This window comes from Pseudaquabacterium inlustre, from assembly GCF_038066595.1.
Taxonomy (GTDB): domain Bacteria; phylum Pseudomonadota; class Gammaproteobacteria; order Burkholderiales; family Burkholderiaceae_C; genus Pseudaquabacterium; species Pseudaquabacterium inlustre.
The window spans coordinates 561,791-586,726 of sequence record NZ_JBBUTH010000003.1 but is presented as its reverse complement, the minus strand read 5'-3'; the positions used below and the strand labels follow the sequence as shown (position 1 = coordinate 586,726).

The window sequence follows — 24,936 nt, the reverse complement described above, 5'->3', positions numbered from 1 at the left end:
CCTTTCCGTGGTGTGTGGGACGCCCGGGGGAACTGCTGGCCGAGCGGTTGACGGGCTGCATCTCATCCATCCGTCACCACTACAATTTATCGGTTTTATTTATTTTATCTTTTACAAGGTGAAATCCAGGCGTTGATGGCGGTGACTTCCTGCACAACGCCGTGTCAGGAGATCCAGCAGCGCACTCACCGAACAGCGCGGCGCGGTCAATAGCGCCCGCTCATGCCGGCCAGGCGCAGGAACCAGTGCGCCGTCCAGGCCACGAAGCCCCGCCGCAGCATGGACCAGCCACCGCGGCTGACCGGCGGGCGCACCACCTCGCGCGAGGCGGCCACGGCCGCCTCGAAGCGCAGGGCCAGGTCGCCGGCGAACCCGGCATCGCGCACCACCACATTGGCCTCCAGGTTCAGCAGCAGGCTCAGCGGGTCGATGTTGGAACTGCCGACGGTGGCCCAGTCGTCGTCGACCACCGCCACCTTGGCGTGCAGGAAGGCCGGCGTGTACTCGAACACCTGCACACCCACCGCCAGCAGTTCGTCGTACAGCACCTGGGCCGCCAGCGCGGCGAAGCGGTAGTCCACCTTGCCTTGCAGCAGCAGGCGCACATGCACGCCGCGCTGCGCCGCCTGGCGCAGTGCACGGCGGAACCGCTGGCCGGGGTAGAAGTACGGGCAGACGATGTCGACGCGGCGCGAGGCGCTGCGAATGGCGTCGATGTAGGCCAGCTCGATGGCGCGGCGGCGGCGCAGGTTGTCGCGCACCAGCAGCATGGCGCGCATGGGCGGCAGTGCCGCCTGGGCCAGCGCATCGGCGGCATCGGCCGCCTGGCGTTCGCTGCGGGGCAGGCGCAGGCGGCCGGCGATGCGGCGCGCGCGCGCCAGCGGCTCGGCGCTGCGCCACAGCTGCTGCACCTCGTCGCGCCAGTCGGCGCCGAGCGCGGCGCGGCTCCACAGCGCGCGCGCGGTCTGCTCCACCAGCGCCACCACCGGCCCTTGCAACTGCACGGCGAAGTCCAGCCGCGGCCGGTCGGACCAGCCGTGGTTCAGGTCGTTGCGGTCGTCGATGACGTTGATGCCGCCAACGAAGCCGACCTCACCATCCACCACGCACAGCTTGTGGTGCAGGCGGCGCAACTGCCCGGGCTGCAGCAGCCGCCACCAGCGGTCGACGGGCCGGAACACCGCCAGGTTGACGCCGCCGTTCTGCAGCCAGCGGTGCAGCACCGGCAGGCTGGCCTTGCTGCCGAATCCGTCCACCACCACGCCCACCCAGACGCCGCGGCGCGCCGCCTCCACCAGCGCCTCGGCGATCGCCTGGGCCGCCGCGTCGTCGTGGAAGATGTAGGTGGCCAGCCAGACCTGATGCCGCGCCCCGGCGATGGCCAGGCACATGGCCGGGAACAACTCGTCGCCCCCGGCCAGCAGACGCACCTGGTTGCCGCCACTCAGGCGGGCGTGCCCGCCGCGGTCGGCCGGGTCGGCGTCCCGGCGCGTATCGGCGTCGCCGGCCGGTGCATCGGCGGGCGATGGCGGGGCGGGCTGGCGCGGTGGCGGCAGGGCGGGCGACATCTCGCAGCCCGCGTCAGTCCAGCCGCAGTTCCACCAGCAGTGGCAGGTGGTCGGACATGCGCGCCCAGCCGGCACCGCGCGGCACGGTGGCCGACTCGCAGCGCAGGCCACGGGTGTAGACACGGTCCAGCGCGAACACCGGCACCCGGCTCGGGAAGGTGCGGTGCGCCCGGTCGCTGCCATCGCGCGCGCGGGTCAGGCCGGCATCGGCGAAGGGGCCGTCGAGCTTCTCGCCCCAGTCATTGAAATCGCCGGCCACCAGCAGCGGCGCGCCGGCGGGCACCTCGGCGGCGATGAACTCGGCCAGGCGCTCGACCTGGCGCACCCGGCTGGAATGGATCAGGCCGAAATGCGCCACCACCGCATGCACCTCCACACCCTGCCATTGCACCGGCACGTGCAGCAGGCCGCGCTGCTCGAAGGCATGGTCGCTGACGTCGTGGTGGCCCACCTCGCCGATCGGCCAGCGCGACAGCAGCGCATTGCCATGCTCGCCCTGCCGCGTGACAGCATTGGTGCGGTAGGCCACGTCATAGCCGTCGGGGGCCAGGAACTCGGCCTGCCCCAGCTCTGGCCAGCCCAGGTGCGTGCGGGCGAAGCGCCGCGCCTCGCCGTGGTGGAACAGCCGCACCTCCTGCAGGCACACCAGATCGGCGTCCAGCGCCTCGATGCCCAGGCCCAGGTTGTGGATCTCCAGCCGCTTGCGCGGACCCACGCCGCGCACGCCCTTGTGGATGTTGTAGGTGGCCACGCGCAGCAACTGGCTGCTGTGGCGACTGCCCAGGCGCGACGGGGCGAAGGAGGCGTGCGACATCGGCGTGCGGGTTCAGTCGGCGGCCGGCCGCCGCCAGCGCGGCAGGTGCAGGATGGCCTCGGCATTGCTGGGCGAGAAGCAGCGGTCGGCCGCCTCGCGCCAGGGCAGCCACTGGTGACGCAGGTGCTCGCGCGGGCTCAGCACCACCGGCGTGCCGGCGGGCACGGTCAGGCCGAACACATGCTCGGTGTTGTGCGTCACGCCCGGCGCATAGCGGTGGCGCCACACCGGATAGATCTCGTAGACATTGGCCAGCTGCCAGTCGCGCAGCGCGGCCATCGGCACATCTGGCGAGCCGACGACGATGCCGGTTTCCTCGGCCACCTCGCGGATGCAGGTGCTGAGCAGCGGCTCGTCCAGCGCGTCCTTGCTGCCGGTCACGCTCTGCCAGTAGCCGGGGCGGTCGGCACGCTCGATCAGCAGCACCTCGAGCGCCGGCGTGTGGATCACCACCAGCACGCTCTCGGGAATCTTGGGCGGCCGGGTCATGCCGTCACTCAGCCCCTGGCGCGCCTGGCCCGCACCGCCTCGGCCAGGCCGCGCAGCAGCGGCACCGTGTCGTCCCAGCCGATGCAGGCATCGGTGACCGACACGCCGGGCGCCGGCGCCGTGCCGGTCTTCAGGTCCTGACGGCCCTCGTGCAGGTGGCTTTCGACCATCACGCCCATGATGCGCCGCTCGCCACCGGCGATCTGCGCGCCGATGTCGGCGGCCACCTCGATCTGGCGGCGGTGCTGCTTGGCGGAGTTGGCATGCGAGCAGTCGACCATCACGCGCTCGGCCAGGCCGGCCTTGCGCAGCACGGCGCAGGCCGCCTCGATGGCCGCGGCGTCGTAGTTGGGCGCCTTGCTGCCGCCACGCAGGATGATGTGGCCGTCGGCGTTGCCGCGCGTCTCGAAGATGGCCGCCACGCCCATCTTGGTCATGCCCATGAAGCTGTGCGGCGCCGCGGCCGACACCACCGCGTCGGCCGCCACCTGCACACCCCCGTCGGTGCCGTTCTTGAAGCCCACCGGGCAGCTCAGGCCCGAGGCCAGCTGGCGGTGGCTCTGGCTCTCGGTGGTGCGCGCACCGATGGCGCCCCAGGCGATCAGGTCGCTCATGTACTGCGGCGTCAGCAGGTCGAGGAACTCGGTGCCGGCCGGCAGGCCCAGCGCGCTGATCTCCAGCAGGATCTCGCGCGCCAGGCGCAGGCCCTCGTTGATGCGGAAGCTGCCGTCCAGGCGCGGATCGTTGATCAGGCCCTTCCAGCCCACGGTGGTGCGCGGCTTCTCGAAGTACACGCGCATCACGATCAGCAGGTCGTCACGCAGTTCGGCCGCCAGGCGCTCGAGCAGGCGGGCGTAGTGCAGCGCATCGGCACGGTCGTGGATGGAGCACGGCCCCACCACGGCCACCAGCCGGTCGTCGCGGCCGTGCAGCACATCGCCGATGGCCGCACGCGTACGCTCGACCAGCCCCTCGACCTCGGGCGTGACCGGCAACTCCTCCAGCAGCACGGCCGGCGACACCAGTGCCCGCACCGCGGCAATGCGCGTGTCGTCGATGCGCGTGGTGTCGTGGGTGGCGGCGGGTGCGGCGGCCGGCTGGTCGACGTCGGGGCGTTGGGCGGTGGTCATGGCAAGGGCTTTGAAAGCAAACGGGCCCGCGGCGCAGTGCCGGCGGGCCCGATATGGTGTCACAGGGCCCGCCGATCTCGCGGGCCACAGCGGTCAGGCCGCCGGCGTCGGGTTGCGCAGGCGGATGTGCAGCTCGCGCAGCTGCTTCTCGTCGACCATGCTCGGCGCGCCGGTCAGCAGGCACTGGGCACGCTGGGTCTTCGGGAAGGCGATCACGTCGCGGATGGACTCGGCGCCGGTCATCAGCGTGGCGATGCGGTCCAGACCGAAGGCCAGGCCGCCGTGCGGGGGCGCGCCGTACTGCAGCGCGTCCAGCAGGAAGCCGAACTTGATGCGCTGCTCTTCCGGCGTGATCTTCAGCGCGTCGAACACCTTGGCCTGCACGTCGGCGCGGTGGATACGCACCGAGCCACCGCCGATTTCCCAGCCGTTGAGCACCATGTCGTACGCCTTGGCGACGCACTTGCCCGGGTCGGTGACCATGAAGTCCTCGTGCCCGTCCTTGGGCGCCGTGAACGGGTGGTGCACGGCCACCCAGCGGTCGCTTTCCTCGTCGTGCTCGAACATCGGGAAGTCGACCACCCACAGCGGCGCCCACTTGTCCTCGAACAGGCCGTGGTTGCGACCGAACTCGCTGTGACCCACCTTCAGGCGCAGCGCGCCGATGGCGTCGTTGACCACCTTGGCCTTGTCGGCACCGAAGAAGATCAGGTCGCCGTTGCGCGCACCGGTGCGCGCCAGGGTCTGCTCCAGCGCGCCGTAACTGAGGTTCTTCACGATCGGGCTCTGCAGGCCGTCGCGGCCCTTGGCCATGTCGTTGACCTTGATCCAGGCCAGGCCCTTGGCGCCGTAGATCTTGACGAACTCGGTGTAGGCGTCGATCTCGCCACGGCTCATCTCGGCGCCGCCCGGCACGCGCAGGGCCACGACGCGGCCGTTGCCGCTGTTGGCCGGCGTGCTGAACACCTTGAACTCGACGTCCTTCATCACGTCGGTGAGCTCGGTGAACTCCAGCTTCACGCGCAGGTCGGGCTTGTCCGAGCCGTACTTGAACATCGCCTCGGCGTAGGTCATCTCGGCATACACCGGCAGTTCCAGACCCATGGTCTTGCGGAACACGGTGCGGATCATGGCCTCGGTGATGGCGCGGATCTCGTGCTCGGTGAGGAAGCTGGTTTCCAGGTCGATCTGCGTGAACTCGGGCTGGCGGTCAGCGCGCAGGTCCTCGTCGCGGAAGCACTTGGTGATCTGGTAGTAACGGTCGAAGCCGGCCACCATCAGCAACTGCTTGAACAGCTGCGGCGACTGCGGCAGTGCGAAGAACTGGCCGTCGTGCACGCGGCTGGGCACCAGGTAGTCGCGCGCGCCTTCCGGCGTGCTCTTGGTCAGCATCGGCGTCTCGATGTCGATGAAGCCCTGCTCGTCCAGGAACTTGCGCACCTCGATGGCCACGCGGTAGCGCAGCATCAGGTTCTTCTGCATCTGCGGGCGGCGCAGGTCCAGCACGCGGTGGGTCAGGCGCGTGGTCTCGCTGAGGTTCTCGTCGTCCAGCGGGAACGGCGGCGTGACGCTGGCGTTGAGCACTTCCAGCTCATGGCACAGCACCTCGATCTTGCCGCTCACCAGGTTGGCGTTGTGCGTGCCCTCGGGGCGCGCGCGCACCAAGCCCACCACCTTCAGGCAGAACTCGTTGCGCACGCCCTCGGCGGTCTTGAACATGTCGGCGCGGTCAGGGTCGCAGACGATCTGCACCAGGCCCTCGCGGTCGCGCAGGTCGATGAAGATGACGCCGCCGTGGTCGCGGCGACGGTGGGCCCAGCCCATCAGGGTGACGGTCTGGCCCATCAGGGCTTCGCTGACCAGGCCGCAGTACGTGGTTCTCATGGTGTTCTTGCTCCAGGCGGATTCGGGGGTCGGGCCGGCGCGCTGCGCGGGCACCGAGGATGCAGGGGGGTTGGCGTCAGGACGCGGCCGGCGAGCGGGCCGTCAGGACCGGGGGCAGCGCCTGTGCGCCCGGCCCCGTCAATTTCGCGCCGCCACCGGCGCGGCCGGCGGTGCGGGCGGCGGCGGGGCCACCACGCCCATCGAGATGATGTACTTCAGCGCCTCGTCCACGCTCATGTGCAGCGGGCGCACGGCCGAGCGGGGCATGATGAGGAAGAAGCCCGAGGTGGGGTTGGGCGTGGTCGGCACATACAGGCCGATGTGCTCGCCGTCCAGGTGGGCCGCCACTTCGCTGGCCGGCTTGCCGGTGACGAAACCGATGGTCCACGACCCCTGGTGCGGGTACTGCACCAGCACGGCCTCGCGGAAGGCGTTGCCGCTGCTGGAGAACAGCGTGTCGGAGACCTGCTTGACCGAGCTGTAGATCGACTTGACCAGCGGGATGCGGTTGATCAGCCGGTCCCACTGTCGCACCCACCACTGGCCGAAGATGTTGGTGACGAAGACGCCGGTGGCCAGCAGCATGGAGACCATGACCACCACGCTCAGGCCCGGCACATGGCGCAGGCGCTCCAGCGAGGCATCGGCCCCGGCCGGCAGCACCACCTGGCCCACCGAAAGCAGCGACAGGAACACGCCGTCCATCAGGCCCAGCAGCCACAGCAGCACCCAGACGGTGATGGCCAGCGGCAGCCAGACGAGCAGCCCGGCGATGACGTACTTTTTCACGGTGGACGAGGTGGGTTGGAGGTCAGGCGCGCGTCAATGGCAGGCGCAGGAGCCGCCACAGCCCGCCGCCGGCGAGGCGCTGGACGTGGATTCGGCCTTCGATTCGCCGCCTGTGGCAGCGGCTGCCGTGCCGGCGGCCGCACCCGTGGCAGGCGCCGAGGTGCCGCTGTTGCTGCCACCGCCCTTGAAGTCGGTGACGTACCAGCCCGATCCCTTGAGCTGGAAACCGGCGGCCGTGACCTGCTTGCTGAAGGCCTCGGCCCCGCAGGCCGGGCAGGTGGTCAGCACGGGGTCGGAAATCTTCTGCAGCACGTCCTTCGCGTGGCCGCAGGCACCGCAGCGATAGGCGTAGATCGGCATGGCTAAACCCTTGACGCAAAACGTGAAAGTATAAGGGGCGCGCCCTGACGGCGCCGCCGCCATGCGCCCCGCCCGAACGCGCAGCTGGGGTCGAGGCTCAGGAGTTCAAGCCCTTGACATGGTGATCGGCCTCATGGCGGTTGCGCAGCCACTGCGGCGCCAGCGAGCCCAGCAGCATGCCAGCCACCGCCGCCAGCAGGCCGGCCAGCTGGCCGGGGAACTGCTCGCCGATCGGGCTGACCTGCGGGAAACACGCGATCCACACCGCGAGGCCGGCCACCACCGAGAAGATGGCGCCCTGCGTCGTGGCGCGCTTCCAGTACAGGCCGAAGACCAGCGGCACGAAGGCCGCCACCAGCGTCACCTGGTAGGCCGAGGACACCAGGTCGTAGATCGGCGTGCCCTTCATCGCGATGGCGTAGGCCAGTACCAGGCCGGCGAAGGCCACGATGGAAAAACGCATCGCGCGCAGCTGCTGCTTGTCACCCATGTGCGGGCGCAGGTTCTTCAGGATGTTCTCGACGAAGCTGGTCGACGGCGCCAGCAGCGTGGCCGACGAGGTGCTCTTGATCGCCGACAGCAGCGCGCCGAAGAACAGGATCTGCATCACCAGCGGCATCTTGCTCATCACGAAGGTGGGCAGCAGGCGCTGGTAGTCCTCCTTGGCGATGGTCATGGCCTGCTCGCCCATCACCACCACCGCGCTGGCCACCACGAACATCGGCACGAAGGCGAACAGGATGTAGCTGGCACCGCCGATCACCGCGCCATTGCGGGCGGTGTTGGCGTCCTTGGCCGACATCACGCGCTGGTAGACGTCCTGCTGCGGGATGCTGCCCAGCATCATCGTGACCGCCGCGCCGATGAAGAAGGCCACATCCTTGAAGCTCGGCTCGGGCAGGAAGCGCCACAGGTCCTGCGAGGCGATCTTGTCGAACACCACGCCGGCACCGCCCGCCAGATCGGCCGAGAACACGGCGATCACGCTCATGCCCACCACCAGCACGATCATCTGGATGAAGTCGGTCCAGGCCACGGCCAGGAAGCCGCCCACCACCACATAGATCAGCACCGCCAGCGTGCCGACGATCATGCCGGCGGTCTCGCTCATCGCGCCGTTGGTCAGCACGCTGAACACCAGGCCCAGCGCGGTGATCTGCGCCGCCACCCAGCCCAGGTAGCTGAGGATGATGGCCGCCGAGCAGAACACCTCGATGCCCTTGCCGTAGCGGTGGCGGTAAAAGTCGCCGATCGTCAGCAGGTTCATCCGGTAGAGCTTGCTGGCGAAGAACAGGCCCACCAGGATCAGACAGGTGCCGGCGCCGAACGGGTCCTCGACGATGGCGTTCAGGCCGCCCTGTACGAACTTGGCCGGGATGCCCATCACCGTCTCGGCCCCGAACCAAGTGGCGAAGGTGGTGGTGATCACCATGATCAGCGGCAGGCTGCGCCCGGCGATCGCGAAGTCGGTGGAATTCTTGATGCGCGTGCCGGCCCACATGCCGAGGCCCAGGGTGCCCAGCAGGTAGAGCACGACGAAGACGATCAGGGTGGTGTTCATGCGGGTCGGTGGAACGGCGGTGACGGGCGGATGAATCGCGCGGGATTATCAGCGGCCACGCTGGCCCCGGTGCAAATGCCCTGCATGAACAGTGCCAGCACCGGGCGCGGCGCGCCTAGTGCCAGCGCAGCAGCACCTGGGCCACCAGCGCCCCGGCCACGAAACCGATGGCCCCGTACAGCAGCGCCTGCAGCAGCCGGTTGGTGCGCCGCTGCTCGGCCACCAGGGCCAGCACGGCCGGATCGGCCTCGCGCCCGCGCAGCAGCGCCTGGTGCATCAGGCGCGGCAGCTCGGGCAGCAACTGGGCGTAGCGCGGCGCCTCGTTCTTCAGCCGCTCCACCAGGGCCGGCCAGCCCACCTGGCGCTGCATCCAGGTCTCGAGGAAGGGCTTGGCGGTGTTCCACAGGTCCAGCTCGGGGTCGAGCTGGCGGCCCAGGCCCTCGATGTTCAGCAGCGTCTTCTGCAGCAGCACCAGCTGCGGCTGGATCTCGACATTGAAGCGGCGGCTGGTCTGGAACAGGCGCATCAGCACCTGGCCCAGCGAGATGTCCTTCAGCGGCCGGTCGAAGTGCGGCTCGCACACGGCACGGATGGCGCTTTCCAGCGCATCCACCCGGGTGGTCGGCGGCACCCAGCCGCTTTCCACGTGCAGTTCGGCCACGCGCTTGTAGTCGCGGCGGAAGAAGGCCAGGAAGTTCTGCGCCAGGTATTCCTTGTCCCAGTCGGTCAGCGTGCCGACGATGCCGAAATCGAGCGCGATGTAGCGGCCGAAGCTCTTGCGGTCGATGCTGACCTGGATGTTGCCCGGGTGCATGTCGGCGTGGAAGAAGCCATCGCGGAACACCTGGGTGAAGAAGATCGTGACGCCGTCGCGCGCCAGCTTCTTGATGTCCACCCCCGCCTCGCGCAGGCGGCCGATCTGGCTGATCGGCACACCGTCCATGCGCTCCATCACCATCACGGTGGGCGTGCAGAAGTCCCACACCATCTCGGGCACCAGCACCAGATCCAGGCCCTGCATGTTGCGGCGCAGCTGGGCGGCGTTGGCGGCTTCGCGCACCAGGTCGAGCTCGTCGTGCAGGTAGGTGTCGAACTCGGCCACCACCTCCTTGGGCTTCAGCCGCTTGCCGTCGGCCCACACACGCTCGACCACCCGGGCCAGCGAGTACAGCAGGCCGAGGTCATGCTCGATGACATCGAGCATGCCCGGGCGCAGCACCTTCACGGCCACCTCGCGGCCGGGCGAACCGTCGGCATTGCGCAGCGTGGCGAAGTGCACCTGGGCGATCGAGGCGCTGGCCACCGGCGTGGTGTCGAACTGCGCGAACACCTCGTCGAGCCTGCGCCCGAACGCCTTCTCGACCAGGGCCACGGCCTGCTCGCCCGGGAAAGGCGGCACGCGGTCCTGCAGCCGCGCCAGTTCGTCGGCGATGTCGGGCGGCATCAGGTCGCGCCGCGTGCTGAGCACCTGGCCGAACTTCACGAAGATCGGCCCCAGCCGCTCCAGCGCCATGCGCAGCCGCGCGCCACGCGGCGCATCCAGACGGCTGCGACGGCCGATGGTGGCCACGCGCAGCAGCACCCGCACCCAGCCCTGGCGGAAGCCCGACAGGGCCACCTCGTCCAGGCCGAACCGCAGGACGGTCAGTCCGATGTAGACCAGACGGAAGAAGTGACCCATGCACAGCGCTTTCGAGTGGCCCGCTTGGAGGCCCGGATGCTCCGGCCGGTTCCCGGCCGCAGTTCAGAAGGTCGGCCGGCGCCGCATCAGCGTGAGCGCATGCGCCCGGCCACCACGGCAGCGCCCTGCAGCGCCGCACGCAGGCCACGGGCCAGCAGGCTGCCCACGCGGTGGACCTCCTGCGCGGCGACCGGGCCGAACAGGCGCTGCAGGTCGTCGGCCACGTCCCAGCGCAGGTTTTTCAGCAACCAGTCGACGTCGGTGGCCAACTGGGCATCGCCATCGATGTCGAGTGACGGCATGCCGCCACCCACCATCTGCAGCGCCAGCGCGGCCGGGTTGGCGGCGTCCATGCGCACACGCAGATCGGCCTCCACCGGCTCGCGGCACCACTCCACCAAGCCGGCCGGCGTGACCCGGAAGGCCAGCGGCGGCGCGGGCTGGAGCAGCCGCGGCAACTGCAGCAGTTCCAGCCGCAGCACGCGGCCCTGGTGCGGCAACAGCCGCGCGACCGCCTGGGGCTCGCGCGACAGCACATGGTTGACGACCAGCACCAGGCGCTCCATGAGCGCCGGCGCCAGCAGTGCGTTGAGGTTTTGCAGCATTAGGGAGATTGTAGGCAATCACCCACCCGGACCTGCGCACAGGTGCCGGAACGGTCACGAATATCGACCAGAATCGCGGGTTTGGGCCGCTGCACAATGCGGTAGCGTCGCCATCTTGCTCATTGCGGGCCGCCACCTGAGGCGGCCGCCGCCCCACCCTCTCCCGGATGTTCGACTCCAGAAGCCAGCGCAGTTTCAGCACCGCCCCGCCCTCGGTCACCAGCCTGATCGCCACCCTGCTGGAGCCGGCGATCACGGTGCTGGTGTACCTGGCCGCGATGGCCTGGGAGGGCGAGCCGATCGGCCGCGCGGACCTGACCCTGTGCTTCCTGGTGATCGCACTCACCTGGCCCGGCATCAACCGCTTCGGCGACCGGCTGTCGAACGCCGCCGTGGGCATCCTGAGTTCGTGGATCACGCTGCTGGCCATCCTGGCGGCCTTCGGCTACGGCACGCGCAGCCTGGAGTATTTCGACCGCGATGTGCTGGTGTTCTGGGCGGTGATCACGCCACTGCTGCAATTGCTGGCCGTGCGGGCGGGCCACCTGGTGCTGCGCCACCAGTCGGGCCAGCCGGCCAACCGCCGCGCGGCAGTGGTGATCGGCGCCGGCGCCCTGGGCGTGAAGGTGGCGCGCTCGGTGCAGTCCGCCGCGATCCAGGGCATCGACGTGATGGGCTTCTTCGACGACCGCACCCAGGGTCGCGTGCACGCCGACGCGGAAGGCCGGCGCCTGGGCGGCCTGGCCGACGCAGCCCCCTACATCCGCACCCATGGCGTGAAGGACGTCTACATCACGCTGCCGCTGGGCTCGCAGCCGCGCATCATCGAGTTGCTGCAGGCCCTGCAGGGCACCACGGCCTCGATCTATTTCGTGCCCGACGTGTTCGGCATCAGTATCATCCAGGGCCGCCTGCAGGATGTGGGCGGCGTGCCGATGGTGGGCCTGACCGAAACCCCCTTCACCGGCACCAACCGGCTGATCAAGCGGCTCAGCGACATCGTGCTGGCCTGCCTGATCCTGGTGCTGATCTCGCCGATCATGCTGGCGGTGGCCATCGGGGTGAAGCTGAGTTCGCCCGGGCCGGTGATCTTCAGGCAGCGGCGCAACGGGCTGGATGGTGAAGAGATCATCGTCTACAAGTTCCGCTCCATGCGTGCCGAGGACAACGGGCCGGTGGTCAAGCAGGCCACCAAGGGTGATCCGCGCATCACGCCCTTCGGCGCCTTCATCCGCAAGACCTCGCTGGACGAGTTGCCGCAGTTCATCAACGTGCTGCAGGGTCGCATGAGCATCGTGGGCCCGCGGCCGCATGCCGTGGCCCACAACGAGATGTACCGCGAACTGATCAAGGCCTACATGGTGCGCCACAAGGTCAAGCCGGGCATCACCGGCTGGGCCCAGGTCAACGGCCACCGCGGCGAAACCGACACCATCGAGAAGATGCAGGCCCGCGTGGAGTACGACCTCGAATACATGCGCAACTGGTCGCTGGGTCTGGACCTGGTGATCATCCTGCGCACGATCAAGACCTTGCGTGGCGAAAGCAATGCCTATTGAGCGAGCCCGTCTGGGCTTGCCCACCCCTGTACCAGGACACCCGCCGATGACCTCCCTTCGACCGCACCTGTCCCGCCCCACGCTGGCGCTGCTGCTGGCCAGTGCCGCCTGGCAGCCGGTGCTGGCCGAGACCAGCCCCTGGTACCTCGGCGCCTCGCAGGCGCTGGCGCACGAGTCCAACCTCTACCGCATCGCCAGCAGCGAAACGCTGACCACGCCCTACAGCAAGGCCGACACGGTGGCCACCACCTCGCTGCTGGGTGGCCTGGACCAGCAATGGGGACGCCAGCACCTGGGTGCCACGGCATCCATTCGTAACAGCCGTTACCAGAACAACAGTCACCTGAACAACAGCGGCTATGGCCTGAACGCGGCGCTCGACTGGGAAACGGCGAACCGCCTGTCCGGCCGCCTGAGCGTGGCGTCGGACCAGAACCTGGCGCAGTTCAACAGCCGCGACAGCAGCAACCAGCTCATCGCGCTGCGCAATGTGGTGCGCGCCAACCAGCTGGACGCCACGGCCCGCCTGGGCACCGTGACCCGGCTGACGCTGGAGGCCGGCGCCGGCTACCGCAGCCGCGAATATTCGGCCAGCCGCTACGACGCCTACGACAGCCGCCAGACCTACGGCTCACTGGGCGTACGCTGGCGCAGCAGCCCGGCGCTGCAACTGGGTGCGGCGCTGCGGCTGACGAACGGCCGCTACCCGCACTTTCCGGCGGCCGACGGCAGCGGGGCGTATGACCCCGACACCTACCGCCGCACCGACCTGGACCTGTCGGCCCGCTGGACGCCCAGCGGCGCCACCGACCTGTCCGTGCGCGTGAGCCCCACGCGCACCCGCTACGACCGCGACACCGCGCGCAACCTGTCCGGGCTGACCGGTCTCGTGCGCTGGGACTGGCAGCCCGGCGGCAAGCTGCGCCTGTCCAGCAAGCTCTCGCGCGACAACGGGCAGAGCGCCGACGTCTACAACCTGGGCATCTTCGGCCAGGGCGTGGTGGACTACGGGCGCACCACCACGGCGCTGCAGTTCAGCGCCGCCTACGATTTGTCGGCCAAGGTGGCGCTGAACGCGTCGATCGGCCGCGCCCACCGCAGCCTGGTCGATACCCGGATCCTCAACAGCACCGTCCTGTCGAAGGCAGCCGGCGGTGACGACACCGACACCCTGGCCCTGGGCGCCCGCTGGGCGCCGGTGCGCTGGGCGCTGCTGGGCTGCGACCTCAACGTCGACAACCGCCATGCCAACAGCAGCCTGAGCTGGTCGTACGGCAGCACCAGCGTCAGCTGCTACGGCCAGGCCACCCTGCAGTAAGGCCCAACACCCATGTCCCGCATCCTGCTCACCGGCGCCACCGGCTACATCGCCAGCCACACCTGGCTGGCGCTGCAAGCCGCCGGCTTCGAGGTCGTCGGTGTCGACGACTTTTCCAACAGCTCGCCCGAGGTGCTGAACCGGCTGCAGCGCCTGTCGGGCCAGGCCCCCGTGTTCGAACAGGCCAGCGTCTGCGACGCGGCGGCCATGGCCGGCATCTTTGCCCGCCACCGCCCCGACGCCGTGGTGCATTTCGCGGCCTTCAAGGCCGTGGGCGAATCCACCGCCAAGCCGCTGGACTACTACGGCAACAACCTCGGCGGCCTGGTCACCACCTGCCAGGCCATGCGCGCCCACGGCTGCCAGCGCATGGTGTTCTCCAGCAGCGCCACGGTGTATGGCGACCCGGCCAGCCTGCCGATCCGCGAAGACTTCCCGCTGTCGGCCACCAACCCTTACGGCCAGACCAAGCTGATCGGCGAAGCCATCCTGCGCGACCTGGGCGCGTCGGATGCGGCCTGGCAGACCGCCTGCCTGCGCTACTTCAACCCGGTGGGCGCCCACGAGTCCGGCCTGATCGGCGAAGACCCGCGCGGCACGCCCAACAACCTGATGCCCTACGTGGCCCAGGTGGCCGTGGGTCGGCGCGCGCGGCTGAGCGTGTTTGGCAACGACTACGCCACACCCGACGGCACCGGTGTGCGCGACTACATCCACGTGGTCGACCTGGCCGACGGCCATGTCGCGGCGCTGCAGCGCCTGCTGAACCAGCCTGGATCGCTGACCGTGAACCTGGGCACCGGCCGCGGCTACAGCGTGCTGGAACTGGTGGCCGCCTACGCCAAGGCCAGCGGCCGCGAGATCCCCTACGACATCGTGGCCCGCCGGCCGGGCGACGTGGCGTCCTGCTATGCCGATCCCGCGCTGGCCCGGCAACTGCTGGGCTGGCAGGCCCGGCATGACCTCGACCGCATGTGCGCCGACAGCTGGCGCTGGCAGACGCTGAACCCCCAAGGCTTCACCCAAGCGTGAGCATCGACATGAGCATCCAAGTCCAACCCGTGATCATGGCCGGCGGTTCCGGCACCCGCCTGTGGCCGCTGTCGCGCGCGGGCTTTCCCAAGCAGTTCCTGGTGTTGTCGGGCGATCCCGACGACCGCATGAGCCTGTTCCAGCATGCCGTGCAGCGTCTGCAGGGCCTGGCCACCGACGGTCTGGCCGTGGCCGACACGCTGGTGGTGGGCAATGACGAACACCGCTTCCTGGTGCTGGACCAGTTGCGTGAACTGAAGGCCGAGCCGAGCGCCGTGCTGCTGGAGCCGGTGGGACGCAACACCGCGCCGGCCGTCACGCTGGCCGCGCTGCAGGCCGCCGAGGCTGGTGGCGACCCGGTGCTGGTGATCACCTCGGCCGATCAGACCATTGCCGACACCGCCGCCTTCACCGCCGCCGTGCGCGAGGCCGTGCGTGCGGCCGATCAGGGCGCGATCGTCATCCTGGGCATCACGCCCGACAAGCCCGAGACGGGCTACGGCTACATCCAGGCCGGCGCCAGCGCCGGGGGCGCCGGTGCGGTGGCCGTGCAGCGCTTCGTCGAGAAGCCCGACCTGGCCACCGCCCAGCGCTACCTGGCCGAAGGCGGTTACTTCTGGAACGCCGGCATGTTCGTGCTGAAGGCATCGGTGTGGCTGACGGCGCTGGCGCAGTTCCGCCCCGACATCGCCACCGCCACCCGCACCGCCTGGGCCGCGCGCAGCACCGATGCCAAGTTCGTGCGGCCCGGCAAGGCCGAGTTCGCCGCCGTGCCCAGCGAGTCGGTGGACTACGCCGTGATGGAGCAGTGCCCCGGCAGCGCCTTCGACATCCGCATGGTGGCACTGGACGCCGGCTGGAACGATCTGGGCGCCTGGGATGCCGTGTGGCAGGTGGCACCCAAGGATGACAAGGGCAATGCCAGCATCGGCGACGCCATCGTCAAGGACTCCAGCAACACCCTGGTGCATGCCACCAGCCGCCTGGTCAGCGCCGTGGGCCTGAAGGACGTGATCGTGGTGGAGACGCCCGATGCCGTGCTGGTGGCCGACCGCGCACGCAGCCAGGAGGTCAAGCAGATCGTCAACCAGCTCGGCGCCGAGCAGCGTGGCGAGCAGGTGCTGCACCGCAAGGTGCACCGCCCCTGGGGCTGGTATGACAGCATCGACAACGGCCCGCGGCACCAGGTCAAGCGCATCATGGTCAAGCCGGGTGCCAGTTTGAGCCTGCAGATGCACCACCACCGCGCCGAGCACTGGATCGTGGTGTCGGGCACGGCCGAGATCACCAACGGCGACAAGGTGCTGCTGCTGAGCGAGAACCAGAGCACCTACATCCCGCTGGGCCAGACCCACCGCCTGGCCAATCCCGGCAAGGTGCCGCTGGAAATCATCGAGGTGCAGTCGGGCAGCTACCTCGGCGAAGACGACATCGTGCGCTTCGAGGACACCTACGGCCGGAGTTGACCCACCCCCGAAGCGCCTTCGGCGCCTCCCCCTCAAGGGGGCGCCACCAGTGGCCGGGCCAAGCCCGATCCACGGTGGCCGCTGGGTTGCCTGCATCGAGACAACAATCTGCACTGAGCAGCTCACGGAGCTCTGAATGACCATCCTCGTCACCGGCGGCGCCGGCTTCATCGGCAGCAACTTCGTGCTGGACTGGCTGGCCGACCCGGCCGCTGAAGGCGTCGTCAACCTCGACGCCCTCACCTATGCCGGCAACCGCGCCAACCTGGCGCCGCTGGCCGGCGATGCGCGGCATGTCTTCGTACACGGTGACATCTGCGACCGCGCGCTGATCGACCAGTTGCTGGCCACGCATCAGCCGCGCGCCATCGTGCATTTCGCGGCCGAGAGCCATGTGGACCGCAGCATCCACGGCCCCGGTGCCTTCATGAAGACCAATGTGGATGGCACCTTCACGCTGCTGGAGGCCGCACGCGCCTACTGGGGCGGCCTGCAGGGCGAAGCCAAGGCCGCGTTCCGCTTCCACCATGTGTCCACCGACGAGGTCTACGGCAGCCTGAAGCCATCGGATCCGCCGTTCGCCGAGACCAACCCGTACGAGCCCAACAGCCCCTACAGCGCCAGCAAGGCCGCCAGCGACCACCTGGTGCGCGCCTGGCACCACACCTACGGCCTGCCGGTGCTCACCACCAACTGCAGCAACAACTACGGGCCGCTGCACTTCCCCGAGAAGCTCATCCCGCTGATGATCGTCAACGCCCTCGCGGGCAAGCCGCTGCCGGTGTATGGCGACGGCCAGCAGATCCGCGACTGGCTGTACGTGAAGGACCATTGCAGCGGCATCCGCGCCGTGCTGGCCGCTGGCCGCCTGGGCGAGACCTACAACATCGGCGGCTGGAACGAGATGGCCAACATCGACATCGTCAAGACGGTGTGCGGTCTGCTCGACGAACTGCGCCCCGACGCCGCCGGACCCTACGCCCGCCTGATCACCTACGTGACCGACCGGCCCGGACATGACCGCCGCTATGCCATCGACGCGCGCAAGATCGAGCGTGAACTGGGCTGGCGCCCGGCCGAGACCTTTGCCACGGGCATCCGCAAGACGGTGCAGTGGTACCTCGACAACCCGCAGTGGGTGGCCGATGTGCAGAGCGGCAGCTACCGCGACTGGGTGAACCAGCAGTACGGCGCCTGACCGCGCCACCAGGGAGAACAGAGCATGAAGACGCGCAAGGGCATCATCCTGGCCGGCGGCTCCGGCACCCGGCTGCACCCGGCCACCTTGGCCATCAGCAAGCAACTGCTGCCGGTCTACGACAAGCCGATGGTGTACTACCCGCTCAGCACACTGATGCTGGCCGGCATGCGCGACATCCTGATCATCAGCACCCCGCAGGACACGCCGCGCTTCGAATCCCTGCTGGGAGACGGCAGCAAGTGGGGCCTGAACCTCAGCTACTGCGTGCAGCCCAGCCCCGATGGCCTGGCGCAAGCCTTCATCCTGGGCAGGCAGTTCGTCAACGGCCAGCCCAGCGCGCTGGTGCTGGGCGACAACATCTTCTACGGCCACGACTTCCAGACCCTGTTGCAGCGGGCCGACGAGCGCAGCGCCGGCGCGAGCGTGTTCGCCTACCACGTGACCGATCCCGAGCGTTATGGCGTGGTGGAGTTCGATGCCCACAAGCACGCACTGAGCATCGAAGAGAAACCCAAGGCTCCGAAGAGCAACTACGCCGTCACCGGCCTGTACTTCTACGACGAGCAGGTCTGCGACATCGCGGCCAGCATCCAGCCCAGCGCGCGCGGCGAGCTGGAGATCACCACCGTCAACGCCACCTACCTGCAGCAGAACCAGCTGGAGGTGGAAATCATGGGCCGTGGCTACGCCTGGCTGGACACCGGCACGCACGACAGCCTGCTGGAAGCCGGCCAGTTCATCGCCACGCTGGAAAAGCGCCAGGGCCTGAAAGTGGCCTGCCCGGAAGAGATCGCCTTCCGCCAGGGCTGGATCACTGCCGAGCAGTTGGAAGCACTGGCCGCACCGCTGGCCAAGAACGGCTACGGCCAGTACCTGCAGCGACTGCTGCGCGACAAGGCCTTTTGAATTGACCGCCCTCGCCGATAACCCCACCATGACCGACGCCCAACGCCGCCCCTGCGTTCACATCGTTGCCGGGGCCCGCCCCAACTTCATGAAGATCGCACCCATGGTGCGAGCGCTGCAGGCCGATGGCCGCCTGGCCTGGAAGATCGTGCACACCGGCCAGCACTTCGACCGCAACATGAGCGATGTGTTCTTCGAGGAACTCGGCATCCCGGCGCCCGACGTGCACTTCAACTGCGGCGGCGGCAGCCATGCCTCGCAGACGGCGCGCATCATGGAAGCCTTCGAGAAGCATTGCGCCGACGACCGTCCCGACGCCGTGGTGGTGGTGGGCGACGTCAATTCCACGCTGGCCTGCGCCATCGTGGCCAAGAAGGCCGGCATCCCGGTGGCCCATGTGGAGGCCGGCCTGCGCAGCGGCGACATGGCCATGCCCGAGGAGATCAATCGCCTGGTCACCGATTCGATCAGCGACTGGTTCTTCGTCACCGAGCCCAGCGGCGTGGCGCATCTGAAGCGCGAAGGCCATCCCGACGCGCGCATCTTCTACGTCGGCCATGTGATGGTCGACAACGTGATGTACCAGGCGCGGCAGATCGAGGGCCTGGACCGCAGCGGCTACGAAACCCAGGCCATCAAGGCCCAGCTGGGCAGCCGCTACGGCGTGGTCACCATGCACCGCCCGTCCAACGTCGATGACCTGGCCGTGCTGGGCCCGATCGCCGGCGCGCTGAAGAAGGTGTCGGAGCAGTTGCCGCTGGTGTTTCCGGTGCACCCGCGCACCCGCGGCAACCTGGAGAAGCTGGGCCTGGAACTGGGGCCGAACATCCACCTGATGTCGCCCCAGCCCTACATGAGCTTCCTGAACCTGTGGAAGGACGCCACGGTGGTGCTCACCGATTCCGGCGGCCTGCAGGAGGAAACCACGGCCCTGGGCGTGCCGTGCGTCACCATGCGCGAGAACACCGAACGCCCGGTCACCGTGGACGAAGGCACCAATGTGCTGGTGGGCATCTCGCCCGAGAAGATCGTGGCTGCCGCCATCGAGGTGATCGAAGGCCGCGGCAAGCAGGGCCGGCGCCCGCACCTGTGGGACGGCGACGCCGCCGTGCGCATCGCCAACGATCTGGCGCGGCTGCTGGGCGCCGCCTGAGTTCGTTTGCGGCTCAGGCCGCGGCGCCGCCCTCGGCCACGAAGTGCGGGTTCTCGAAGCCCGGCTTGCCGTAGGCCAGCGGCGCACCCTCCAGCGTGCACACCCGGCCGCCGGCGGCCGCCAGCACGGCGTGGCCGGCGGCGATGTCCCATTCCATCGTGCGGCCGAAGCGCGGGTACAGATCGGCACAGCCTTCGGCGATCAGGCACAGCTTCAGCGACGAGCCGGCCGCCTTCACCTCGGCCACCTGCCGGCCGGCGAGATAGGCATCCAGCGCGGCCGCATCGCCATGCGATCGGCTGCCCAGCACGGTGAGCCCGGGCTCGGGCACGGCCCGGCAAGCCATGGTGCGCCGGCCCTGCGCATCGCTCACCCAGGCGCCCTGCCCCACCACGCCGCTCCACAAGCGGCCGCGCCCCTCGTCGAGCGCCGGCGCCAGCACCACGCCCAGCACCGGCACGCCGCGCTCGATCAACGCGATGTTGACGGTGAACTCGCCGTTGCGCTGCACGAACTCCCTGGTGCCGTCCAATGGGTCAACCAGCCAGAAACGCCCGCCACCGGCCGCCAGGTCGGGGCTGGCACCGGCGGCCATGGCCTCCTCGGCCACGATGGGCAGGTCGGGTGTCAACGCGCGCAGCCCCTCGGTGATCACCTGCTCGGCCTGCTGGTCGGCCAGCGTCACCGGTGACGCGTCGGCCTTGCCCTGAACCTCGAAGGGCGTGGCGTAGATGGCCATGACCACGCGACCGGCTTCGCGCGTGAGGGCCTCGAGGGCTGGCAGCAGATGGGTCGTGTCCGTCATCGGGCCATCGTAACGGCAGGCAGGCTTCAGCCGGATGTCAGCCCCTGCTCGCGCCCCAGTGCCCGCACCAGATCGGTCTGGGTGAGGATGCCGACCAGCCGATCCCCCTCGCCCAGCACCGGGATGTGGTGGTGGCCGGTGGCCGAGAACAGCGGCAGCATCTCGGCCAGGCTGCGGTGGTCGCGGGTCACGCGCACCTGGCGGGTCATGATCTGGCCCACGACCTCGGGCTTGTCGCTGTGGCTGCCCGGCGTGGCGCGGATCAGCTGGCGCAGACGCTCGTCGAAGCCCTTCAGCACATCCAGATCGGCCCCGCGCAGAAAGTCGGCCTGCGTGACGATGCCCACCAGGCGCCCACTGCGCTCCACCACCGGCAGGGCCTTGATGCGATGCTGCCGCAGCAGCGCCCAAGCGTCCTGCAACGCGGTACCGTAGCTCACCGTCCGCACGTCGTGCGACATGATGTCGCGGCAGCGCAGCTCGCCCATGCGGCGCCGCAAGGACTCGGTCTCGGCCGCCTCCAGCAGCGCGCGCAGGTCATCGCGTGGCACATCCAGCACCTGGTTGTAGCGGGCCAGCGCGCGGTCGATGTCGGCCTCGCTGAAGCGCACCGGCGGCTCGTCCGCATGGGCAGCGGCTGGCGCCGGCCGGTCAGGGTGAGGATAGGCCCGGCCGGTGGCGCGGTTGTAGGCCACGCCGGCGGCCACCAGCAGCAGCACATTGGTCGCCACCGGAAACAGCGCGAAGCGCCAGTCGCTCACGCCGGCCAGCACCATCAGCGCGGCCGTGCCGCCGCCCGGCGGGTGCAGGCAGCGTGCGGCCATCATCGCCGCCACACCCAGGCCGGCCGCCAAAGCCACCGCCAGTGGCGGCCACAGGTGCTGGCCACCCAGCGACATCACCGCAAGGCCCGCCAGCGCACTGACCAGGTTGCCACCCACCACGGGCCACGGCTGGGCCAGCGGGCTGGCCGGCAGCACGAACACCAGCACCGCGCTGGCGCCCAGCGGCGCCACCAGCCATGCACCGGCGGCTTGCCCGGCCCACGGCCCTTGCAGCCACCGCGAGAGGGCGCCAGCCACCATCAAGCCCACGGCCACACCCACCGCAGCGCGCAGCCGCTCGCGCCGGTCGATGGCCAACGGCGCCGGCCAGCGCCAGCGCGGCCCAATCGCTGGCGGAACAGGTGAAGGGCTTGTCTCGCTCATCCGGATCTGCGTCCATTTTGAAGATGCATCTGAAATATTGCTTTCAACAGCCGACGCACCTAAAATAGATGCATCATAAATGCACCTTCAAGCCGTGCGCCTCACCAGCTTCACCGACTACAGCCTGCGCGTGCTGATCTACCTGGCCGCACAGCCCGAGCGGCGGGCCACCATTGCCGAGATCGCCACCGCCTACGGCATCAGCGAGAACCACCTGACCAAGGTGGTGCACTTCCTGGGCAAACAGGGCTGGGTGGCCACGGTACGCGGCAAGGGCGGTGGCATGGGCCTGGCGCTGCCGCCGCAAGACATCGGCATCGGGGCCGTGGTGCGCGCGGCCGAGGGCGGCGACCTGCCGGCCGAGTGCTTCGACCGCGCGCACAACACCTGCACCATCGTGAAGGTTTGCCGCCTGCAGCGCGTGCTGCGCGAGGCCACGCAAGCCTTCCACGCCGTGCTCGATGGCGTCACGCTGGCCGACCTGGTCACGCAGCCCAAGGCCCTGACCGCGCTGCTGCAGCGCACCGCAGCCCTTTGACCGAGGCCCCATGGCCACACTGATCCCGATCGCCGAACCCGTGCTGCCCTCGCGCCGCCCGGCCCCTGGCACGCCGCCGGCCTTCGCGCTGTGGGCGTTGGGCTTCCGGCCGTTCTACCTGGCCGCGGCACTGCTGGCGGCCCTGAGCGTGCCGCTGTGGGCACTGCAGGCCACCGGCTGGCTGCAGCACGCCTACCTGCGCGGGCCGGTGTGGCACGCGCACGAGATGCTGTTCGGCTTTGCGCTGGCGGTGGTGACCGGCTTCCTGTTCACCGCGGGTCAGAACTGGAGCGGTCAGCCCACGCCCAAGGGCCGCACGCTGATGGCCGTGGCGGCGCTGTGGCTGGCCGCGCGCGTGCTGGTGCTCACGCCCTGGACGCTGGCGGCTGCGCTGGCCAATGTGGCCTTTCCGCTGGTGGCTGCCTGGGGCCTGGGCCGCGCGCTGCATGCCGGGGGCAACCGGCGCAACTATTTCTTCGTGGCGCTGCTGGCGCTGTTCAGCGCGGCCGCCGGCCTGGTGCATGCGGTGCAACTGGGCTGGCTGGCCGCACCCGGCGTGGCGTGGCAGAGCGCCGGCCTGCAAGCCGGGCTGGACGTGCTGCTGCTGATCATGGCCGTGATGGCCGGCCGCGTGGTGCCCATGTTCACCAACAACGGCGTGCCGGGTGCCGATGCGCAACGCCTGCCGTGGCTGGAGCAACTGGCCATCGCCACGCCGCTGGTGCTGCTGGCGCTGGATGCGCTGGGCCCGGTGCTGGGCACCCTGTGGCCACCCGCGGCACCGGCACTGGCCGTGCTGCTGGCGCTGGCCGCGCTGGGCGGTGCCGTGGTGCACGGCTTGCGGCTGTGGCACTGGCACCCCGGCGCCACACGCGGCAATCCGCTGGTGTGGGTGCTGCATGCCGCCTATGCCTTCATTCCGCTGCACCTGCTGCTGCGCGCCGCGGCGGCCATGGGCTGGCTGCCGGCCAGCCCGGCCACGCACGCACTCACCGTGGGCGCCGTGGGCGCGCTGTGCCTGGGCATGATGACCCGCACCGCGCGTGGCCACACCGGCCGCCCGCTGCAGGCCGACCGTTGCGACGTGGCCTGCTACGGGCTGGTCATCGCCGCCGGCCTGGTGCGTGTGCTGCTGCCCCTGGCCTGGCCGGCGTCACATGCCACCGCCATACTGCTCTCGGCCCTGCTGTGGAGCGCGGCCTTCGGCCTGTATGCGCTGCACTACGCTCCCTGGCTCACCCGCGCCCGCGCCGACGGCCGGCCGGGCTGACCCTCTGCCTCCATGACCCAGAAGACGATTCCGATCCAGCCGGTGCCCGTGCCGGCACCGGCCGCCGCCGAACCCGCGCTGGTCTCGATGTACGAGGCCCAGGCCAAGATCTACCCGCGTGCCGTCTCGGGCTGGTTCAACCGCTGGCGCTGGACGCTGGTGTGGCTCACCCAGATCATCTTCTACGGCCTGCCCTGGGCCAGCTGGAACGGCCGGCCCCTGATGCTGTTCGACCTGGAAGCGCGGCGCTTCGACGTGCTGGGCCTGGTGCTGTACCCGCAGGACTTCATCTACCTCACCGCCCTGCTGGTGATCAGCGCCATGGCGCTGTTCTTCTTCACCGCCGTGGCCGGGCGGCTGTGGTGCGGCTACGCCTGCCCGCAGACCGTCTACACCGAGATCTTCATGTGGGTGGAGCACCGCATCGAAGGCGACCGCCTGGCCCGCATGCGCCTGGACAAGCAACCCTGGGGCTGGCCCAAGCTGTGGCGCAAGAGCGCCAAGCACGCCGCGTGGGCGGCCATCGGGCTGTACACCGGCTTCAGCTTCGTGGGCTACTTCGTGCCCATCCGCACGCTGGCGGTGGAGCTGGCCACGTTCAGCGTCTCACCCTGGTCGCTGTTCTGGGTGCTGTTCTATGGCGCCGCCACCTACGGCAACGCAGGCTTCATGCGCGAGCAGATCTGCAAGTACATGTGCCCCTACGCCCGCTTCCAGAGCGCGATGATCGATGCCGACTCGATGATCATCACGTATGACGCGCAGCGGGGTGATCCCCGCGGCTCACGCAAGCGCCACACCGATGCGCGCGCGCAGGGCCTGGGCGACTGCGTGGACTGCACGCTGTGCGTGCAGGTGTGCCCCACCGGCATCGACATCCGCAACGGCCTGCAGAACGAATGCATCGGCTGCGCCGCCTGCATCGACGTGTGCAACCAGGTGATGGACAAGATGGGCAGCCCGCACGGCCTGATCCGCTACGCCACCGAGAACGGCGTGGCCCGCCACCTCAGCCGCGGCCAGATGCTGCGCCGGGCCTTGCGTCCGCGGGTGCTGATCTACGGCACGATCCTGCTGGCGGTGGGCGGCGCCTTCGTCGCCAGCCTGGCGCTGCGCAGCCCGTTCCGCGTGGAAGTGATCAAGGACCGCAGTGCGCTGGCCCGGCTGGTGGACGACGGCGCGGTGGAGAACACCTACCGCATCAGCATCACCAACGGCGGCAGCCAGCCGCAGCGCTACCGGCTGGCCGCCAGCGGCCTGGCCGGCCTGGCATTGAGCCCGGCCGAGGGCCTGGACGTGCCACCGCAACAGACCGCCGCCGTCACCGTGCACCTGACACTGCCGCAGCCCGCCACCGCCGGCCTGCGCGGCCAGAGCCACCCGATCCGCTTCGACATCCGGGATGCGGGCGATGCGCAGGTACATGAGCGGTCAGTTTTTTTTGTGCCGAGGTGAGCGTCGTCCTAATGTGTCTTGTCGCCTTGCGCACCGCCGCTGAAAGGCCGCGCTCTTGACCCGCAACCAACGGCCAGTAACAAGTTCGTCGCACAAGCCCGCGTAAAGTTGCTTAGTTCGATTGATAGGGCACCGAAAAAGCAG

22 protein-coding genes are annotated in these 24,936 nt (G+C 69.4%); 10 read left to right on the top strand and 12 right to left on the bottom strand.

Annotated elements, in window-relative coordinates:
- Positions 1–206: 206 nt before the first annotated feature.
- The 10 genes from clsB to AACH10_RS07835 form a co-directional block, all read right to left on the bottom strand.
- Entirely contained in the window at positions 207–1,568 is a 1,362-nt protein-coding gene (gene clsB / locus AACH10_RS07880; protein WP_341409821.1) for a cardiolipin synthase ClsB, read from the bottom strand.
- A 13-nt stretch (positions 1,569–1,581) separates the two neighbouring features.
- On the bottom strand, positions 1,582–2,382 hold the full coding sequence (locus AACH10_RS07875; RefSeq protein WP_341409820.1) for an endonuclease/exonuclease/phosphatase family protein: 801 nt from the start codon (positions 2,380–2,382) through the stop codon (positions 1,582–1,584).
- 12 nt (positions 2,383–2,394) lie between these two features.
- Positions 2,395–2,871, bottom strand: coding sequence for a dihydroneopterin triphosphate diphosphatase (gene nudB / locus AACH10_RS07870; RefSeq protein WP_341409819.1), 477 nt, complete (start codon positions 2,869–2,871; stop codon positions 2,395–2,397).
- An 8-nt stretch (positions 2,872–2,879) separates the two neighbouring features.
- Complete coding sequence (locus AACH10_RS07865; protein ID WP_341409818.1) at positions 2,880–4,001, bottom strand: 3-deoxy-7-phosphoheptulonate synthase; 1,122 nt, start codon at positions 3,999–4,001, stop codon at positions 2,880–2,882.
- 93 nt (positions 4,002–4,094) lie between these two features.
- Positions 4,095–5,885 (bottom strand): aspartate--tRNA ligase, encoded by a 1,791-nt coding sequence (gene aspS / locus AACH10_RS07860; RefSeq protein WP_341409817.1) that lies wholly within the window; start codon positions 5,883–5,885, stop codon positions 4,095–4,097.
- Between the two features lie 138 nt (positions 5,886–6,023).
- Positions 6,024–6,674, bottom strand: coding sequence for a DUF502 domain-containing protein (locus AACH10_RS07855; protein ID WP_341409816.1), 651 nt, complete (start codon positions 6,672–6,674; stop codon positions 6,024–6,026).
- Between the two features lie 33 nt (positions 6,675–6,707).
- Entirely contained in the window at positions 6,708–7,034 is a 327-nt protein-coding gene (locus AACH10_RS07850) for an FmdB family zinc ribbon protein (RefSeq protein ID WP_341409815.1), read from the bottom strand.
- Between the two features lie 97 nt (positions 7,035–7,131).
- On the bottom strand, positions 7,132–8,595 hold the full coding sequence (locus tag AACH10_RS07845) for a high affinity choline transporter 1 (RefSeq protein WP_341409814.1): 1,464 nt from the start codon (positions 8,593–8,595) through the stop codon (positions 7,132–7,134).
- Positions 8,596–8,710: 115 nt separating this feature from the next.
- Entirely contained in the window at positions 8,711–10,276 is a 1,566-nt protein-coding gene (gene ubiB, locus AACH10_RS07840; RefSeq protein WP_341409813.1) for a ubiquinone biosynthesis regulatory protein kinase UbiB, read from the bottom strand.
- Between the two features lie 86 nt (positions 10,277–10,362).
- Entirely contained in the window at positions 10,363–10,881 is a 519-nt protein-coding gene (locus AACH10_RS07835) for a hypothetical protein (protein WP_341409812.1), read from the bottom strand.
- 167 nt (positions 10,882–11,048) lie between these two features.
- On the opposite strand from AACH10_RS07835, the gene AACH10_RS07830 reads away from it, so the two are divergent.
- The 7 genes from AACH10_RS07830 to wecB all read left to right on the top strand — a co-directional run bounded on the left by AACH10_RS07830 (position 11,049) and on the right by wecB (position 19,516).
- Positions 11,049–12,440 carry an undecaprenyl-phosphate glucose phosphotransferase gene (locus tag AACH10_RS07830; protein ID WP_341409811.1) on the top strand — a complete coding sequence of 464 codons (1,392 nt, stop codon included), beginning with the start codon at positions 11,049–11,051 and terminating at the stop codon, positions 12,438–12,440.
- 46 nt (positions 12,441–12,486) lie between these two features.
- On the top strand, positions 12,487–13,758 hold the full coding sequence (locus AACH10_RS07825) for a porin family protein (protein WP_341409810.1): 1,272 nt from the start codon (positions 12,487–12,489) through the stop codon (positions 13,756–13,758).
- Positions 13,759–13,770: 12 nt separating this feature from the next.
- Positions 13,771–14,790, top strand: coding sequence for a UDP-glucose 4-epimerase GalE (gene galE, locus AACH10_RS07820; RefSeq protein ID WP_341409809.1), 1,020 nt, complete (start codon positions 13,771–13,773; stop codon positions 14,788–14,790).
- 8 nt (positions 14,791–14,798) lie between these two features.
- Positions 14,799–16,256, top strand: a complete 1,458-nt coding sequence (locus AACH10_RS07815) for a mannose-1-phosphate guanylyltransferase/mannose-6-phosphate isomerase (protein WP_341409808.1) — start codon at positions 14,799–14,801, stop codon at positions 16,254–16,256.
- Between the two features lie 136 nt (positions 16,257–16,392).
- Entirely contained in the window at positions 16,393–17,454 is a 1,062-nt protein-coding gene (rfbB, locus tag AACH10_RS07810) for a dTDP-glucose 4,6-dehydratase (RefSeq protein ID WP_341409807.1), read from the top strand.
- A gap of 24 nt (positions 17,455–17,478) precedes the next feature.
- Positions 17,479–18,363, top strand: a complete 885-nt coding sequence (rfbA, locus tag AACH10_RS07805; protein ID WP_341409806.1) for a glucose-1-phosphate thymidylyltransferase RfbA — start codon at positions 17,479–17,481, stop codon at positions 18,361–18,363.
- A gap of 28 nt (positions 18,364–18,391) precedes the next feature.
- Positions 18,392–19,516: a non-hydrolyzing UDP-N-acetylglucosamine 2-epimerase gene (gene wecB / locus AACH10_RS07800; RefSeq protein WP_341409805.1), complete on the top strand. Its 1,125-nt coding sequence runs from the start codon at positions 18,392–18,394 to the stop codon at positions 19,514–19,516.
- A gap of 13 nt (positions 19,517–19,529) precedes the next feature.
- On the opposite strand, the gene cysQ is transcribed toward wecB, so the two are convergent.
- The gene (gene cysQ / locus AACH10_RS07795) at positions 19,530–20,321 is read right to left on the bottom strand and encodes a 3'(2'),5'-bisphosphate nucleotidase CysQ (protein ID WP_341409804.1); all 792 of its coding nucleotides are present in this window, start codon (positions 20,319–20,321) and stop codon (positions 19,530–19,532) included.
- 26 nt (positions 20,322–20,347) lie between these two features.
- Positions 20,348–21,529: an HPP family protein gene (locus AACH10_RS07790; protein WP_423228573.1), complete on the bottom strand. Its 1,182-nt coding sequence runs from the start codon at positions 21,527–21,529 to the stop codon at positions 20,348–20,350.
- A gap of 79 nt (positions 21,530–21,608) precedes the next feature.
- Here AACH10_RS07790 and AACH10_RS07785 point away from each other — a divergent pair, with 79 nt between their 5' ends.
- Genes AACH10_RS07785 through ccoG form a run of 3 tightly spaced genes read left to right on the top strand, consistent with a single transcriptional unit; the run spans position 21,609 to position 24,792 of the window.
- Positions 21,609–22,067, top strand: coding sequence for an RrF2 family transcriptional regulator (locus AACH10_RS07785; protein ID WP_423228572.1), 459 nt, complete (start codon positions 21,609–21,611; stop codon positions 22,065–22,067).
- Between the two features lie 10 nt (positions 22,068–22,077).
- The gene (locus AACH10_RS07780) at positions 22,078–23,337 is read left to right on the top strand and encodes an NnrS family protein (RefSeq protein WP_341409802.1); all 1,260 of its coding nucleotides are present in this window, start codon (positions 22,078–22,080) and stop codon (positions 23,335–23,337) included.
- A gap of 12 nt (positions 23,338–23,349) precedes the next feature.
- Complete coding sequence (gene ccoG / locus AACH10_RS07775; RefSeq protein ID WP_341409801.1) at positions 23,350–24,792, top strand: cytochrome c oxidase accessory protein CcoG; 1,443 nt, start codon at positions 23,350–23,352, stop codon at positions 24,790–24,792.
- Positions 24,793–24,936 lie beyond the last annotated feature (144 nt).